This window comes from Dactylosporangium sp. NPDC050588, from assembly GCF_040654975.1.
Lineage (GTDB): Bacteria > Actinomycetota > Actinomycetes > Mycobacteriales > Micromonosporaceae > Dactylosporangium > Dactylosporangium maewongense.
In genome coordinates this window covers 1-14,730 of sequence record NZ_JBFAJA010000009.1, presented here as the reverse complement: position 1 = coordinate 14,730, position 14,730 = coordinate 1, and the positions used below count along the sequence as shown (strand labels likewise).

The 14,730-nt window shown below is 73.6% G+C and carries 13 protein-coding genes and 1 pseudogene; 8 read left to right on the top strand and 6 right to left on the bottom strand.

What is annotated here, in order from left to right; genetic code table 11:
* Positions 1-15 precede the first annotated feature (15 nt).
* The 3 genes from AB0I21_RS07755 to AB0I21_RS07745 form a co-directional block, all read right to left on the bottom strand.
* Positions 16-1,125, bottom strand: a complete 1,110-nt coding sequence (locus AB0I21_RS07755; protein WP_360559599.1) for a cystathionine gamma-lyase — start codon at positions 1,123-1,125, stop codon at positions 16-18.
* Positions 1,126-1,199: 74 nt separating this feature from the next.
* Positions 1,200-2,237, bottom strand: a complete 1,038-nt coding sequence (locus tag AB0I21_RS07750; protein WP_360559598.1) for an NAD(P)H-dependent glycerol-3-phosphate dehydrogenase — start codon at positions 2,235-2,237, stop codon at positions 1,200-1,202.
* 57 nt (positions 2,238-2,294) lie between these two features.
* Complete coding sequence (locus AB0I21_RS07745) at positions 2,295-3,002, bottom strand: lysophospholipid acyltransferase family protein (protein ID WP_360559597.1); 708 nt, start codon at positions 3,000-3,002, stop codon at positions 2,295-2,297.
* Positions 3,003-3,075: 73 nt separating this feature from the next.
* Here AB0I21_RS07745 and cofC point away from each other — a divergent pair, with 73 nt between their 5' ends.
* From cofC to AB0I21_RS07720, 5 genes and pseudogenes are all read left to right on the top strand, one after another.
* Positions 3,076-3,696 carry a 2-phospho-L-lactate guanylyltransferase gene (cofC, locus tag AB0I21_RS07740; protein WP_360559596.1) on the top strand — a complete coding sequence of 207 codons (621 nt, stop codon included), beginning with the start codon at positions 3,076-3,078 and terminating at the stop codon, positions 3,694-3,696.
* A gap of 258 nt (positions 3,697-3,954) precedes the next feature.
* Positions 3,955-4,152: a cold-shock protein gene (locus AB0I21_RS07735; protein WP_344508022.1), complete on the top strand. Its 198-nt coding sequence runs from the start codon at positions 3,955-3,957 to the stop codon at positions 4,150-4,152.
* Positions 4,153-4,305: 153 nt separating this feature from the next.
* Positions 4,306-6,588, top strand: a pseudogene (locus tag AB0I21_RS07730) (RNA degradosome polyphosphate kinase); the annotation flags it as partial.
* Positions 6,589-6,673: 85 nt separating this feature from the next.
* Positions 6,674-8,023, top strand: a complete 1,350-nt coding sequence (locus AB0I21_RS07725; RefSeq protein WP_360559595.1) for a CHAD domain-containing protein — start codon at positions 6,674-6,676, stop codon at positions 8,021-8,023.
* Complete coding sequence (locus tag AB0I21_RS07720; protein WP_360559594.1) at positions 8,011-8,880, top strand: NUDIX hydrolase; 870 nt, start codon at positions 8,011-8,013, stop codon at positions 8,878-8,880. Before AB0I21_RS07725 ends, AB0I21_RS07720 begins: the two co-directional genes overlap by 13 nt.
* 62 nt (positions 8,881-8,942) lie before the next feature.
* Here AB0I21_RS07720 and AB0I21_RS07715 read toward each other — a convergent pair whose 3' ends face one another.
* From AB0I21_RS07715 to leuC, 3 genes are all read right to left on the bottom strand, one after another.
* Complete coding sequence (locus AB0I21_RS07715) at positions 8,943-9,584, bottom strand: HU family DNA-binding protein (protein ID WP_360559593.1); 642 nt, start codon at positions 9,582-9,584, stop codon at positions 8,943-8,945.
* Positions 9,585-9,724: 140 nt separating this feature from the next.
* Entirely contained in the window at positions 9,725-10,312 is a 588-nt protein-coding gene (gene leuD, locus AB0I21_RS07710) for a 3-isopropylmalate dehydratase small subunit (protein ID WP_354888817.1), read from the bottom strand.
* 25 nt (positions 10,313-10,337) lie between these two features.
* On the bottom strand, positions 10,338-11,750 hold the full coding sequence (gene leuC, locus AB0I21_RS07705; protein ID WP_360559592.1) for a 3-isopropylmalate dehydratase large subunit: 1,413 nt from the start codon (positions 11,748-11,750) through the stop codon (positions 10,338-10,340).
* Between the two features lie 49 nt (positions 11,751-11,799).
* Between leuC and AB0I21_RS07700 the strand changes: the two genes are divergently transcribed.
* The 3 genes from AB0I21_RS07700 to AB0I21_RS07690 all read left to right on the top strand — a co-directional run.
* A complete protein-coding gene (locus AB0I21_RS07700) occupies positions 11,800-12,486 on the top strand; it encodes an IclR family transcriptional regulator (protein WP_033357786.1) in 687 nt (228 codons plus the stop codon).
* A 64-nt stretch (positions 12,487-12,550) separates the two neighbouring features.
* Positions 12,551-12,856, top strand: coding sequence for a hypothetical protein (locus AB0I21_RS07695; protein WP_360559591.1), 306 nt, complete (start codon positions 12,551-12,553; stop codon positions 12,854-12,856).
* A 74-nt stretch (positions 12,857-12,930) separates the two neighbouring features.
* Positions 12,931-14,730, top strand: a 1,800-nt coding sequence (locus AB0I21_RS07690) for a hypothetical protein (protein ID WP_360559590.1), incomplete at its 3' end; no start/stop codon positions are given.

Sequence of the window (14,730 nt, the reverse complement as noted above, 5' to 3'; positions counted from 1 at the left end):
GCATCCCACGCTGCGTCAGGCGCCGATCGCGTCGAGTGCCTTCCGTACATCGGCGACCAGGTCATCGGTGTCCTCGACGCCGCACGAGAGGCGGATCAGGCCCTCGGGGGTGTCGTCGCCCCACTGCGCCCGCCGGTCGGCGGAGGTGTGCAGCCCGCCGAACGAGGTGGCGGCGAACACCAGGGTCGCGGCCTGCAGGAACTGGTCGGCGGCGGCCTTGCCGGCGAGCGTGAACGTGACCACGCCCGGGACGCGGCGCATCTGCCGGGACGCGACCTCGTGGGCGGGGTCCTCGGGCCGGCCGGGCCAGCGCACCGAGACGACCGCCGGGTGCGCGGCGAGCACCTCGGCGACGGCGGCCGCGTTGGCGGTCTGGCGGGCCAGGCGCAGGTCGAGGGTGCCGATCGAGCGGTGCGCGAGCCACGCCTCGAACGGGCCGGGCACCGCGCCCGTGGCGCCGCGCCAGCCGGTGAGGGCCGCGGCGAGCTGCGGGTCGCGGGTGCACGCGTAGCCGAGCAGGATGTCGGAGTGGCCGGTCAGGGCCTTGGTGCCGGACGCGACGGAGATGTCGGCGCCCAGGTCGAGGGGGCGCTGCCCGAGCGGGGTGGCCGCGGTGTTGTCGACGGCGACCAGCCCGCCGCCGGCGTGCACGCGCGCGGCCAGCTCGGCGATGTCGCACACGTCGAGCCCCGGGTTGGCGGGGGTCTCCACCAGCAGCAGCCGGACGGTCTCCAGGGCCGGGTAAGGGCCCACGGTCGGCGCCTCGACGACGGTGACGCCGCGTTCGCCGAGGTACGACGCCGCGAACGCCCTGGTCTTGTAGTAGCCGTCGGCGGGCACGACGACGGTGTCGCCGGGGCGCAGCACGCTCAGCAGCACGGCGCTGATGGCGGCCATGCCCGAGGCGAAGGTCACACACTCGCCGCCCTCGAGCTCGCCGATCGCGCCTTCCAGCGCGCGCCAGGTCGGGTTGTCGGTGCGCCCGTAACCGTCGACGCCCGGCTGCGGCCCCAGCACCGGCTCGAGGTGGTACGGCGCGCCGAAGGCCGGACCGGGCAGGAAGGGCCGGCCGGGCACGGCCTCGGGCACCCCGGCGTGCACGACCCGCGTGCCGTCACCAGTCATCGCGTCGCCTCCGCTGCGCTCCGGCACCGCCCTGGGTCGGGACCACGCCCCCCGATGCCGATCATGCGGAAACCCTACTGATGCTCCGCCGTCGACGGGACGCCGGGCCGCTCGGGCTTGGTCTCGCGGGACATGAGCGCGGCGAGCGCCCTGAGCGGGTCGACGCCCTCGTGGCAGACCAGCTCGACCTGCTCGGTGATCGGCATCTCCACACCGACGCTGTGCGCCAGATCGCGGATCGACAGGCAGCTCTTGACACCCTCGGCGGTCTGCCGGGTGGCTGCCTGCGCCTGCTCCAGGGTCTCGCCGCGGCCGAGGTGCTCGCCGAACGTGCGGTTGCGCGACAGCGGCGAGGAGCACGTCGCCACGAGGTCGCCGAGGCCGGCGAGCCCGGCGAACGTCATCAGGTTGGCGCCGAGCGCCCCGCCGAGGCGGGTGGTCTCGGCGAGCCCGCGGGTGATCAGCGTCGCCCGGGTGTTGTCGCCGAAGCCGAGCGCGGAGGCCATGCCGTAGGCGAGCGCGATCGCGTTCTTGACGGCGCCGCCGAGCTCGCACCCGATGACGTCGTCGTTGGTGTACGGCCGGAGGTAGCGCGTGCTGATCGCGCGCTGGACGAGCTCGGCGCGCCGGATGTCGGTGCACGCCACCACGGTGGCCGCGGGCTGCTCGGCGGCGATCTCGGGGGCGAGGTTGGGCCCGGTGACGACGGCGATGCGGTCGGGCTCGACGCCGGCGGAGTCGACGATCACCTCGCTCATCCGCTTGAGCGTGCCCAGCTCGATGCCCTTCATCAGGCTGACGAGCGTGGCGTCGGAGCGGATCGTGCCCGCCCAGGAGCCCAGGTTGTGGCGCAGCGTCTGCGACGGCACGGCGAGCACGACCAGGTCGGCGCCGTCGACGGCCTCGGCGGCGTCGTCGGTCGCGGTGATCGCGCCGGGCAGCCACGTGCCGGGCAGGTAGTCCGGGTTCATGTGCCGCTCGCGGATCGCCTCGGCCACGGCGGGCCGGCGGGCCCAGACGGTGACGTCCGGGGTGCCGGCGTCGGCGAGCAGCTTGGCGAACACCGTGCCCCACGACCCGGCCCCGAGCACCGCGGCGCGTCGAATGCTCATATGCCCTCCGTCACTCCGTGATGCTCATGTGCGATCGTGCGCCGCGCTCCGGCGCGCTCATGCGAGCGTCTTGCGCGGTGTCCACAGCGGCGGCGGGGTGCCGCCCCGGATCTCCACGAGCATGTCGCGGAGGTGCAGCATGATGTGGTCGGTGATCTCGTTGAGCGTCTGGGCGGTCGGCTGCGCCTCGTCCCAGGCGGACAGGTCGATCGGGGCGCCGGCGATGATCGTCACGTCGGCGCGGGGCAGCAGCTTCAGCTTGCTGGTGCGCGGGTCGTAGATCCGCTCGGGGCCCCACATGACGATCGGGACCATCGGCGCGCGGGTGTCCAGCCAGAGGCGGGCGGCGCCGGTCTTGCCCCGCATCGGCCACAGGTCGGGCTCGCGGGTCGTGGTGCCCTCGGGGTAGATCACCACGGCCTCGCCGCCGCGGACGCCCGCCCGGGCGGCCTCCAGAGCCTTCACGGCGTCGGTGGTGCCGCGGTGGACCGGGATCTGGTGGTTGGCCCTCAGCAGGTAACCCAGCACCGGCACCTTGAACAGGCTGGCCTTGGCCAGGAACGACGGCCACCGACCGGCGTCGTAGATGTAGTGCGCGACTGCGAGCGGGTCGGCATGGGAGATGTGGTTGACGACCATGATCACCCCACCATCGGCGGGGATGTGCTCCATGCCCGTCCAGGTCCGGCGGGTCAGCATCTGGATCGTGGGCTTCACGGTCATGACGGCGAAACGCCGCCAGAAGCCGAGCCTCCGGCGCTTCATCTCACCCTCCCCTCACGGTTCTGCTGCGAATCATGCCACTGCCAGGCGCCGGGACGCCGTGTCAGGATGGGTCATGCTCAGCACCTGGGTGGCGGTCGTGCCTGTCAAGCCGCTCGGTGCGGCGAAGACACGGCTGCGTGGCGCCGTCCCGCGGCCCGCGCATCCCGGCCTGGTGCTGGCCATGGCCCGTGACACGGTCGCGGCGGCGCTCGCCTGCCCGTCGGTGGCCGGGGTCGTCGCGGTCTGCGACGACCCGCTGGTGCGGGCGGAGCTCATCGCCGACGGCGCCACCTGCCTGCCCGACACCCCGGCCGCCGGACTCAACCCGGCGCTGGCCTTCGGGGCGCGGGCCGCGGGCGGCGCGCCTGTCGTCGCGCTGACCGCCGACCTGCCGGCGATGCGCCCCGCCGACCTGGCGGTCGCCCTGGCCGCGGCGGAGGCGCTGGGCCGCCGCGCGTTCGTGCCGGACCTGGAGGGCAGCGGCACCGTGCTGCTCGCCGCGCCCGCCGGGGTGGCCCTGGACCCGCACTTCGGGCCCGGCTCGGCGGCGGCGCACCTGCGCTCGGGCGCGGTCCGGCTCGACGGCGACTGGCCCAGCCTGCGCCGCGACGTCGACACCGCCGCCGACCTCAACGCCGCCACCGGCCTCGGCCTCGGCCCCCACACCGGCGAGATCCTCTGCACCCCCGCCTGACGACCATCCCCGCCTGACGACCATCCCCGCCTGACGACCATCCCCGCCTGACGATCGACCCCGCACGATGGCCGCCCCCCGCACGACGGCAGGGCACCCCGCGCAGGACCGGCGGGCGCCCCGACGCGGGACGGCCCGGCACCAGTGAGTGACGAAGAGCACCCCGGTGCCGTCGAGCAGGCAGGCCGCGGGTGGCAGCGGCGGCGCCGCGGTGACGCGAGACACGCGCCGGAAATCGATGCGCGGTAGCGTGGACTGATGCAGGGGACCGTGGCGACGTTCGACGACGACACCCGCACCGGCACGGTGCTGCTCGACGACGGTGCTGAGCTGCGATTCCCCGCTGCTGCCTTCGACGCGTCGGGCCTGCGCCACCTCCGCCTGGGGCAGCGGGTCCGCATCGACCGGGACGCCGCCGGGGCTGTCGTCAAGGTCACGCTGCCCACCTTCCCGTAGCGGCCAAGCAGCGGGAAGTTCATGTTCAGACCGGCACAAACGGGCCATGATGATCCGGTGGACGAGACGCCGACCGGTCGCAGCCGCCCCCGTAACGCAGCGCAACGCACCGACCCGCAGAGCGCGCCTCCCAAGGCCGCCGCGCGCAAGGCGGCACCGCGACGGGCGGCCCCTCCGGCGGGCGGCACCGCGCCACGGGTCCGGCGGGCGACGAAGGCCGCGGCACCAGCACCCGGTGAAGACGTGCAGGCGAATCAGGCCGAGCCCGAGGAGGTCACCATGAGCGAGACGGTGACGGAGCAGCCCCCGCTGGTCCCCACCCAGAAGTCCCCCGGTGAGACACACGCCGAGTCCGACGCGCTGGTCGTACCATCCGAGAAACCGCTGCCCGAGGACCGGTATCTCAACCGGGAGCTCTCGTGGCTGGACTTCAACGCCCGGGTGCTGACCCTGGCCGAGGACCCCGCGACCCCGCTGCTGGAGCGCGCGAAGTTCCTCGCCATCTTCGCCAGCAACCTCGACGAGTTCTACATGGTCCGGGTCGCGGGCCTGAAGCGGCGGCTGCAGACCGGCATCCCGGTGCGCCGCCCCGGGTTCCTGCCGCCGACGGAGCAGCTGGAGCAGATCGCCGAGCGCACCACCGCGCTGGTCGCGCGCCAGTCGCGGGTCTTCGCCGAGGAGATCGCACCGGCGATGGCCGAGGAGCGCATCCACATCGTGCCGTGGAGCGACCTCGATCCGGCCGAGCGGGAGCGGATGCGCACGTCGTTCCGCGAGCAGATCTTCCCGGTGCTGACGCCGCTGGCGGTCGACCCGGCGCACCCGTTCCCCTACATCTCCGGCCTGTCGCTCAACCTGGCGGTCGTGGTGCGGGAGCACGACGGCGGCCCCGAGCTGTTCGCCCGGATCAAGGTGCCCAACAACGTGCCGCGCTTCTACGCGCTGGACCGGACCACCCGCGACGGCGTGCGCACGGTGCGGTTCCTGCCGGTGGAGGAGCTGATCGCCGCGCACCTCGGGCAGCTGTTCTCGGGGATGCAGGTGGTCGAGCACCACCTGTTCCGGGTGACCCGCAACGCCGAGGTCGAGCTGGACGAGGACCGCGACGAGGACCTGCTGCAGGCCCTGGAGCGGGAGCTGGCGCGGCGCCGCTTCGGTCCGCCGGTGCGCCTGGAGGTCGCCGCCTCGATCTCCGACCACGTGCTGGAGCTGCTGGTCCGCGAGCTCGACATGGACTCCCACGACGTGCTTCGGGTGCCGGGCCTGCTCGACCTGACCGCGCTGTGGGAGATCTACAACGGCGTGGACCGGCCGTCGCTGAAGGACCAGCCGTTCGTGCCGGCGACCCACCCGCACTTCGCCGAGGGCGAGACCCCGCGCAGCGTCTTCGCCCGGCTGCGCGACCACGACATCCTGGTGCACCACCCGTACCACTCGTTCTCGACCAGCGTGCAGCGCTTCGTCGAGCAGGCCGCCGCCGACCCCAACGTGCTGGCGATCAAGCTGACGCTGTACCGGACCAGCGGCGACTCCCCGATCGTGGACGCGCTCGTGGACGCGGCCGAGGCCGGCAAGCAGGTCGTGGTGCTGGTCGAGGTGAAGGCCAGGTTCGACGAGAAGGCCAACATCGGCTGGGCGAGGACGCTGGAGCGGGCCGGCTGCCACGTCGTCTACGGCCTCGTCGGGCTCAAGACCCACACGAAGACGGCCCTCGTGGTGCGCCAGGAGGGCAACCACATCCGGCGGTACTGCCACGTCGGCACCGGCAACTACCACCCGAAGACGGCCCGGCTCTACGAGGACTACGGGCTGCTCACCGCGGACCCGGAGGTCGGCGCCGACCTCACCGACCTGTTCAACGTGCTCACCGGGTACAGCCGCCAGACCTCCTACCGCCGTCTGCTGGTCGCGCCGCACGGCGTCCGGCGCGGCATCATCGACCGGATCGACCGGGAGATCTCCCTCGGCGAGCAGGGCCTGATCCAGCTGAAGGTCAACTCGCTGGTCGACGAGGAGATCATCGACTCGCTCTACCGCGCCGGCCAGGCCGGGGTGAGCGTCGACCTGATCGTGCGCGGCATCTGCGCGCTGCGGCCGGGCGTGCCGGGCCTGTCGGACAACATCCGGGTCCGGTCGGTGCTCGGCCGGTTCCTGGAGCACTCGCGGGTGTTCCGGTTCGGCCGCGACGCCTCCGCCGAGTACTGGATCGGCTCCGCGGACCTCATGCACCGCAACCTCGACCGCCGGGTCGAGGCGCTGGTCAAGGTCACCGACCCGGTCGCGGCCGGCGAGCTCGACCGGGTGCTGAAGCTGATGATGAGCGACGACACCGGCGCGTTCGAGCTGGCCGGGGACGGCACCTGGCACCGCCGGCAGGGCAAGAACCCGCAGGAGGCCCTGCTGCGCCGCATCGTCGACCGCGTGGAGCCGGCGTGAGCGGGCCGGAGCGCAGCGGAGGGCCGCGAACCATCAGCACAGTGCGTGGCTCAGGCCGGCGCCGGAGCGCAGCGGAGGCGGCGGCGTGAGGTTTCTTGTCGAGGACGGGTTCACGCTGCCCGACCTGGACGGCCGCGACGTCGACGCCACCTTCCACGACACCCCGGACGGCGCCCTCGCCCGTGCCGGGGTGTCGCTGCGCCAGCACCGCGACGGCACGTGGACGCTGCTGCTGCCCCGGCGGGGCCGGGAGCTGCACAGCCAGGCCGCGGGTGCCGGCGTCGTCCCGCCGGACCTGCTCGACGCGGTGACCGCCTTCCGCCGCGGCGCGGACCTCGGCGCCGTGAGGACGGTCCGCTCAGCCGTGCACGTGTCTTCGGCGGCGGGTGGTGTACTGGCTGAGGTCCGCCTCCTGTCCGAACGCGGGACGGGCCGCCGCCCCCGGCGGGTCGAGGTGCTGCCGGTCGACGGCACGCCCGAGGACCTGGCCCGCATCGCGGCCGCGCTGACCGCGGCCGGCGCGGTGCCCGACCCGGACGGCGCCGCGCCCCCGCCGGAGCCCGACGGCAGCGCCGGCGCGGTCCTCACCGAGGCGCTGCGCGACGGCGTCGGGCGGATCCTGCGGCACGACGCGTTCGCCCGGCTGCGCGAGACGATGCCCAACGGCGACACCCCCGTGCACCAGATGCGGGTCGGCACCCGGCGGCTGCGCAGCGACCTGCAGACGTTCCAGGCGCTGCTCGACCCGGCCTGGAGCCGGCCGCTGCGGGCGGAGCTGGGCCGGCTGGCCGGCGCGCTCGGCGGTGCCCGCGACATCGAGGTGATGCGGGCCCGGCTGCACGTGACCGCCGCCGCCGACCCGCTCGTGGCGGTGGACGCCGAGTCGGTGGGCCGGATCGACGCCGCGCTCGCCGGGCGGCAGGAGACGGCCCTGTCTGCGCTGGACGAGGCGCTGCGCTCGCCGCGCTACGTCCAGCTCCTCGGCGCGCTGACCCGCCCGCCCAGGCTCGTCGGCCGGCACGGGGCACCCGCCGGGCGGGTGCTGCCGGGTCTGGTCCGCAAGCCGTGGCGGCAGCTGGTGGCCGGCGCTGACGCGCTGACCCCCGAGCTGCCCGACGACGACTGGCACGAGGTGCGCAAGCTGGCCAAGCGGGCCCGGTACGCGTTCTCCTGGGTGCCCGGCCCCGAGGCCGCGGTGCTCGCCAAGCGGGTCGCGAAGGCGCAGAAGGTGCTCGGCGAGCACCAGGACGCGGCGACCGCGGCCGACACGTGGCTCTTCGTGGCGCGGTTCCTCGACCGTGGCGACCACCGTCTCGCCGTCACGGCGGGCAGACTGTTCGAGCGGGAGCGGGCCGCGGTCACCCGGGCACGCGCCGCGTTCCCGGCGGTGTGGGCCGCGGTCTGCGAGGAGAACACCACAGCATGGCTGAAGTGAACACGGTCGTCCGCGCGGCGGGTGGCGTGGTGTGGCGCCCGGCGCGGGACGGTGTCGAGATCGTGCTGGTGCACCGCCCGCGGTACGACGACTGGTCCCTGCCCAAGGGCAAGGTCGACCCCGGCGAGCACGAGCTGGCCGCCGCGGTGCGGGAGGTCTACGAGGAGACGCTGGTGCGGGGCGTGCCGCAGGCCCGGCTGCCCTCGATCCGCTACCTGACCAGCGAGCCGGGCGTGGAGAAGGTCGTCGACTACTGGTCGATGCGGGCGCTGCTGTGGCAGGACCGGCCGGCGGACGACGAGATCGAGGAGGCGCGCTGGGTGCCGGTCGCGCAGGCGCCCGCGCTGCTGAGCTACGCGCACGACCGGGGTGTGGTGAAGGCGTTCCTGGACCTGCCGCCCGTGACGGCGGTGGTCGCCCTGGTCCGCCACGCGCACGCCGGCAAGCGCAAGGAGTGGGCCGGCCCGGACGCGGAGCGCCCGCTGGACACGGCCGGCGTGGGCCACGCGGCGGCGCTGAGCGCCCTCCTGCGGCTCCTGCGCCCCGAGTGGGTGGTGTCGGCCACCCCCTTGCGGTGCCGGCAGACGGTGGAGCCGCTGGGGCTGCCGTTCGACCTGGACGGCGCGTTCGACGAGGGCCGGTCCCCCGAGGCGGCCGCGGCCGCGCTGCGGGCCCTCGCGGCGCGGGGCGGGGCGGGCGTCGTGTGCAGCCAGGGCAAGCTGATGCCGCCGCTGCTGACCGCATTGACCGGACGCACCAATGTGGACTTCCACACCCGCAAGGGCACCGGCTGGATGCTCACCTTCAGCGGTGACCGGCTCCTCGGCTGGGATCCGGTGCGCCCGCTGCGGGTCTGACGCACATACGGAAGGGGCGGCGCCGCGAACTCGCGGCGCCGCCCCTTTTCCGTTGCCTTACCTCACTTGGCGGCGGCCTTCTTGGCGGGCGCCTTCTTGGCGGCCGTCGTGGTGGTGGCGGTGGCCGTCTTGCGCGCGGTCGTCGACGCGGCGGCGCGCGTGGTCTTCGCGGCGGCCTTCTTGGCGGGGGCGGCCTTGGTCGCGGCGGCCTTGGCCGGAGCGGCCTTCGCCGCCGCCTTGGTCGCGGTCGCCTTGGTGGCGGCCTTGGCCGGGGCGGCCTTCGCCGTGGTGGCCTTCGCCGTCGTGGCCTTGGCGGTCGTCGCCTTGGCGGTGGTGGCCTTGGCAGTCGTGGCCTTGGCGGTCGTCGCCTTCGCGGCGGCGGTCTTCGTGGCGGCGGCGGCCTTCTTTGCCGGCGCGGCCTTCGGCACCTTGCCGGCGGCGACCATCTCGCGGAAGCTGGCGCCGGCCCGGAAGGCGGGAACCGACGTCTTCTTCACCTTCACGGCCTCACCGGTGCGCGGGTTACGCGCGGTTCTCGCACCACGCACGCGCTTCTCGAAGACACCGAAACCGGTGATGGCGACCTTGTCGCCCTTGGTCACGGCGGCCTGAATCTCGGCGAGCACCGCGTCCAGCGCCGCGTTTGCCGACTTCTTGTCGCCCAGGCGAGCGCTGAGCGCCTCGATGAGCTCGGCCTTGTTCACGTTGTTTCCTCCCGTACCAGAAATGAAGTCCCTGTGGGCAAGGTATCCCAACGCTCACAGAATACAAACATTAGACGGAAAAGAAATCGTTGTGGAGCAACGGATTCGGCCGGTGGCTCATCGAGACGCCCTGGCGGGGCCTAGTGAACGACGGGTGTCCACTCCGGACGGCCTTGTTCGAAGGCGGTGATGGCCTCCTCGTGGCGCAGCGTCAGACCGATGTCGTCCAGGCCTTCCAGCAGGCGCCAACGGCTGAAATCGTCGATCGGGAAGGCCCATTCACGGTCCCCCGCACGCAACTGCCGATCCTGCAGATCGACCGTTACCGCCAACTGCGGATCCGCTTCGATCGCGGCCCACAGCTCCTCGACGAGTTTGAGGTCCAGCTCGACGGGCAGGAGCCCGGCCTTGAGCGCGTTGCCCCGGAAGATGTCGCCGAAACGCGGCGCGACGACCGCCTTGAAGCCGTAGTTCTGCAGCGCCCAGACGGCGTGCTCGCGCGACGATCCGGTGCCGAAGTCGGGCCCGGCGACAAGGATCGAGGCGCCCGTGTACGCGGGATTGTTGAGCACGAATGCGGGATCCGAGCGCCACGCGTTGAACAACCCGTCTTCGAACCCGGTTCGGGTGACGCGCTTGAGGTAGACGGCGGGGATGATCTGGTCGGTGTCCACGTTGGACCGGCGCAGCGGGACGGCCGTGCCGGTGTGGACGGTGAACTTCTCCATGTCGGATTCCTGCCTGTCTTCTCGGTCAGTTCAGGTCCGCGGGGGCCGCCAGGCGGCCGACGACGGCGGTTGCGGCGGCGACCTGCGGCGACACCAGGTGGGTGCGCCCACCACGGCCCTGCCGGCCCTCGAAGTTGCGGTTGGAGGTCGAGGCGGAGCGCTCGCCCGGCTTCAGCGTGTCCGGGTTCATGCCCAGGCACATCGAGCAGCCCGCGAAGCGCCACTCGGCCCCGGCCGCGGTGAAGACCTCGTCGAGGCCCTCTTCCTCGGCCGCGGCGCGGACCGACGCGGACCCCGGCACGACGAGCATGCGCACGCTGTCGGCGACCTTGCGCCCGCGCAGCACGTCGGCGGCGGCACGCAGGTCTTCGAGCCGGCCGTTGGTGCACGAGCCGAGGAAGACCACGTCCACCGCGACGTCGCGCAGCGGCGTGCCCGGCGTCAGGTCCATGTACTCCAGCGCCTTCTGCGCCGCGACGCGGTCGGCGTCCTCGGCGAAGTCGGCCGGGTCCGGCACGCTCGCGCCCAGCGGCGCCCCCTGGCCCGGGTTGGTGCCCCAGGTGACGAATGGGGTGAGGTGGGTGATGTCGAGCGTCACCTCGGTGTCGAACTTCGCGCCCTCGTCGGTGCGCAGCGTCTGCCAGTACGCCTTCGCGCGGTCCCACGCCTCGCCCTTCGGCGCGTACTCGCGGCCCTCGACGTAGGCGAACGTGGTCTCGTCCGGCGCGATCATGCCGGCCTTGGCGCCCCACTCGATCGACATGTTGGAGACCGTCATCCGGCCCTCCATCGACATCTTCTCGATCGCGGGCCCGCGGTACTCCACCACGTGGCCGCGGCCGCCGCCGGTGCCGACCTGGGTGATGAGCGCCAGCACCAGGTCCTTCGCCGTGACGCCGGGGGCGAGCTCACCGACGACGTTGACCGCCATCGTCTTGAGGTGCGGCTGCGGCAGCGTCTGGGTCGCCAGGACGTGCTCGACCTCGCTGGTGCCGATGCCGAACGCGATCGAGCCGAACGCGCCGTGCGTGGAGGTGTGCGAGTCGCCGCACACGATCGTCATGCCCGGCTGGGTCAGGCCCAGCTGCGGTCCCATGACGTGGACCACGCCCTGCTGTGCGTCGCCGAGCGAGTGCCGGCGCACGCCGAACTCGTCGCAGTTGCGCCGCAGCGTCTCGATCTGGGTGCGCGACACGGGGTCGCTGATCGTCAGCAGGTTGTCGGTCGGCGTGTTGTGGTCCTCGGTCGCGATCGTCAGGTCGGGACGGCGCACCTGCCGCCCGCTCATCCGCAGGCCGTCGAACGCCTGCGGGCTGGTGACCTCGTGGACCAGGTGCAGGTCGATGTACAGCAGATCCGGCTCGCCTGCGGCGGAACGGACGACGTGTGCGTCCCACACCTTCTCTGCGAGCGTCCGCGGTCGTGCTTCTCCCACCATCTGGACATCCTAAAGTTTGGGAGGTATGTTTCGGTCTGTGGGACACAGTATGAGCGGTGTCGGCGTGCTCGACAAGGCGGTGGTCATTCTGGCCGCCTGTGTCGACGGCGCCAGCCTTGCCGAACTGGTGGACCGGACCAAGCTTCCCCGGGCAACGGCGCACCGGCTCGCACAGGCCCTGGAAATCCACCGATTGCTTGTTCGTGACGCGCAAGGACGCTGGCGGCCGGGCCCGCGTCTGGGCGAGCTCGCCAACGCGGCACCGGACGTTCTCCTGACCGCGGCCGAGCCGATGCTCACCGCGCTGCGCGACGCGACCGGCGAAAGTGCGCAGCTCTACCTCCGCCGCGCCGACGAGCGGCTCTGCGTGGCCGCCGCCGAGCGCGCCAGCGGGCTGCGCGACACGGTGCCGATCGGCTCGGTGCTGCCGATGACCGCCGGCTCCGCCGCCCAGGTGCTCCTCGCGTGGGAGCCGCCGGAGGCGGTGATGCCGCTGCTGCCGCGCTGCAAGTTCACCGGCCGCACCCTCGCCGAGGTCCGCCGCCGCGGCTGGGCGCAGAGCGTCGCCGAGCGCGAGGCCGGTGTGGCCAGCGTCTCCGCGCCGATCCGCGACCGGACCGGCCGGGTCATCGCCGCGATCAGCGTGTCGGGCCCGATCGAGCGGCTCGGCCGGCGCCCCGGCGACCGCCACGCGATGGCCGTGGTGCGGGCCGGGCAGCGCCTCTCCGGCCTGTAACGTGCGGCACATCGGGGGCCTGTAGCCTGCGGCACATCGAGCCCGTCTGACTGAGGAGCCCCCCGTGCCTGAGTCCACCCCCGCCAGCCCGGAGCCCATCGACGACGGCCTCTCCGAGGCACCCGACACCCCGGAAGGTGAGGGGTCCGGCGTCGGCCACGCCCCCTCGGGTGCCCCGGACCGGCCGTCGCACGCGCCGGGCTCACCGACCCCGGACGGCCCGCAGCGCCCCGACACCCCCACCGCACCGACCGCGCCGGCGCCACCGGCTCCGAGCGGCGGCAGCGGCGGGCGGGGCGGCTGCATGACCGCCATGCTCGGCCTGATCGTCCTGGTCGCCGCGCTGCTGGGCATCGCCGCCCAGTTCTAGCCGGTTTATCGGGTGCTCCCGGGCGCCGCCCTCCCGCTACGATGCGCGACGACATCCACGGGGAGGAACGCCACATGTCCGAGAGCACCCGATCATCCGACGATTCCCTGCTGCCCCAGGACCCCTTACCGGCGGCGGACGCCGGGACGGAGATCACCGTCGACGCGTCCCAGGCGGACCCTGTCACCGTCGACGCCTCCCAGGCGGACGCTGAGACCGCCGACGCGTCCCAGGCGGACCCTGTCACCGTCGACGCGTCCCAGGCGGACCCTGAGACCGTCGCGCGGACGCTCGACGGTGACGCCCCGGCGTTCGCGGCCGGTGACGACCTCGCCGAGGTGCCGATCCGGCCGCGGCGGCGGCTCGCCGTGGTCCTGAGCGCCGCGGCGGTCGCGGTCGCCGTGCTGCTCGGTGGCGGCGCCTTCGCGCTCGCCAGGATGTGGAACGGCCCGACCGGCACCCTGCCGGAGGACCTCGTGCCCGCCTCGGTCGCCGCGTTCGCCCGCATCGACCTCTCCCCCGGCATCGGCCAGCGGGTCAAGGTCGAGGCGCTGCTGCGCAAGGCCGGCGGCAACGGCCCGAAGACCCTGGACGACACGAAGCGCGACGTCTTCGCCGACCTCGAGGCGCCCATCGGCTACGACGACGTGGCCTCCTGGTTCGACGACCGGATCGGCGTCGCCACGTGGGCCGCCCCGGAGCCGGGCGCCAAGGCCGTCACCCTCGTCGTCGCCTCCTCCCGCGACGACGCCAAGGCCCGCAAGGCGCTCACCGCCGCCCAGCAGAAGGCCGGCACCGACGACCTCGGCTTCGTCGTCGACGACGGACACGTGCTGCTCGCGTTCGACGGCAAGGACCTCCAGCAGGCCGCGACCGCGGCGGCCGCCGCGGCGGCGAAGACCCCGCTGTCGAAGGATCCCGCGTTCACCGCCGCCGTGGCGAAGCTCCCCGCCGGCCAGCCCGGCCTCGCGTGGGCCGACCTGTCCCGCGCCGACGACCTGGCGCAGGAGTTCCTCGCGTTCGGCGTCGACGTCGAAGGCGAAGAAGGCGAAGAGACCGACGCCGAGGTCGCCGGCCCCCCGGTCGCGCTGCCGGAGCTGAAGGGCACGCTCGTCGTCGGCGTCCAGGCCGGTGACGACGGTCTGGAGCTGCGGGCCCGCGTGTCGGGCGGCTCGGGCCTGCCGCTCACCGCCACCTCCGCCGGCACCGACGCGCTCGCCCTCCTGGGCGCGCTGCCGGCGGACGCGACCGCGGCAGGCGCGGCCGGCGGCCCGCTCGGCGACCTGTCGCTCCTCGGCGGCGCCGGCGTGATCCTGTCCTCGACCCTGTTCCCGCTCGCCCGGTTCGCCGGCCTCGCCGACGACATCGACCTGGCCGACCTCCCCCCGCCGCCGGGCGTCGATCCCAAGAAGGTGATCATGCTCCCGCCGGGCGTCGACCTCACCGACCCGGCGGCGGTCGAGAAGTACTTCCGGGAGCACCCGGAGCTGGGCGACGGCACCGTGCTGCGGTCGGTCACAACGACCCAGCCCAGCTCGGAGGAGGTCCAGAAGGCCATCCAGGCGCTGGACAAGGCGATGGCCGCCGCGACGTCGGTGACGTTCGCCGTGGCCGGGCCGGAGCCCAAGGAGCACGAGCTGGGCGAGCCGCTGCAGGTCGACCTGCGGCTCGCCGACGCCGCCGCGGCCAAGCAGCTGCAGGCCGACCTCGCCGCGCTGCTGAAGGCCGGCGGGACGGTGTGCGAGGTCCACGAGGAGCACGTGGTCCTGCGGACGAAGACGTTCGCCGCCGGCACCGGCGGGAAACTCGCCGACAGCGAGCGCTTCCGCGCCGCGACCGCGGGCGGGGTCCCCGGCGCCACCGCGGCGTTCTAC

Bases quoted from the DNA above. Each gene is read 5' to 3' on its own strand.
- AB0I21_RS07755 (WP_360559599.1), bottom strand. From the start codon at position 1,125: ATGACTGGTGACGGCACGCGGGTCGTGCACGCCGGGGTGCCCGAGGCC.
- AB0I21_RS07750 (WP_360559598.1), bottom strand. From the start codon at position 2,237: ATGAGCATTCGACGCGCCGCGGTGCTCGGGGCCGGGTCGTGGGGCACG.
- AB0I21_RS07745 (WP_360559597.1), bottom strand. From the start codon at position 3,002: ATGAAGCGCCGGAGGCTCGGCTTCTGGCGGCGTTTCGCCGTCATGACC.
- cofC (WP_360559596.1), top strand. From the start codon at position 3,076: ATGCTCAGCACCTGGGTGGCGGTCGTGCCTGTCAAGCCGCTCGGTGCG.
- AB0I21_RS07735 (WP_344508022.1), top strand. From the start codon at position 3,955: ATGCAGGGGACCGTGGCGACGTTCGACGACGACACCCGCACCGGCACG.
- AB0I21_RS07720 (WP_360559594.1), top strand. From the start codon at position 8,011: ATGGCTGAAGTGAACACGGTCGTCCGCGCGGCGGGTGGCGTGGTGTGG.
- leuD (WP_354888817.1), bottom strand. From the start codon at position 10,312: ATGGAGAAGTTCACCGTCCACACCGGCACGGCCGTCCCGCTGCGCCGG.
- leuC (WP_360559592.1), bottom strand. From the start codon at position 11,750: ATGGTGGGAGAAGCACGACCGCGGACGCTCGCAGAGAAGGTGTGGGAC.
- AB0I21_RS07700 (WP_033357786.1), top strand. From the start codon at position 11,800: ATGAGCGGTGTCGGCGTGCTCGACAAGGCGGTGGTCATTCTGGCCGCC.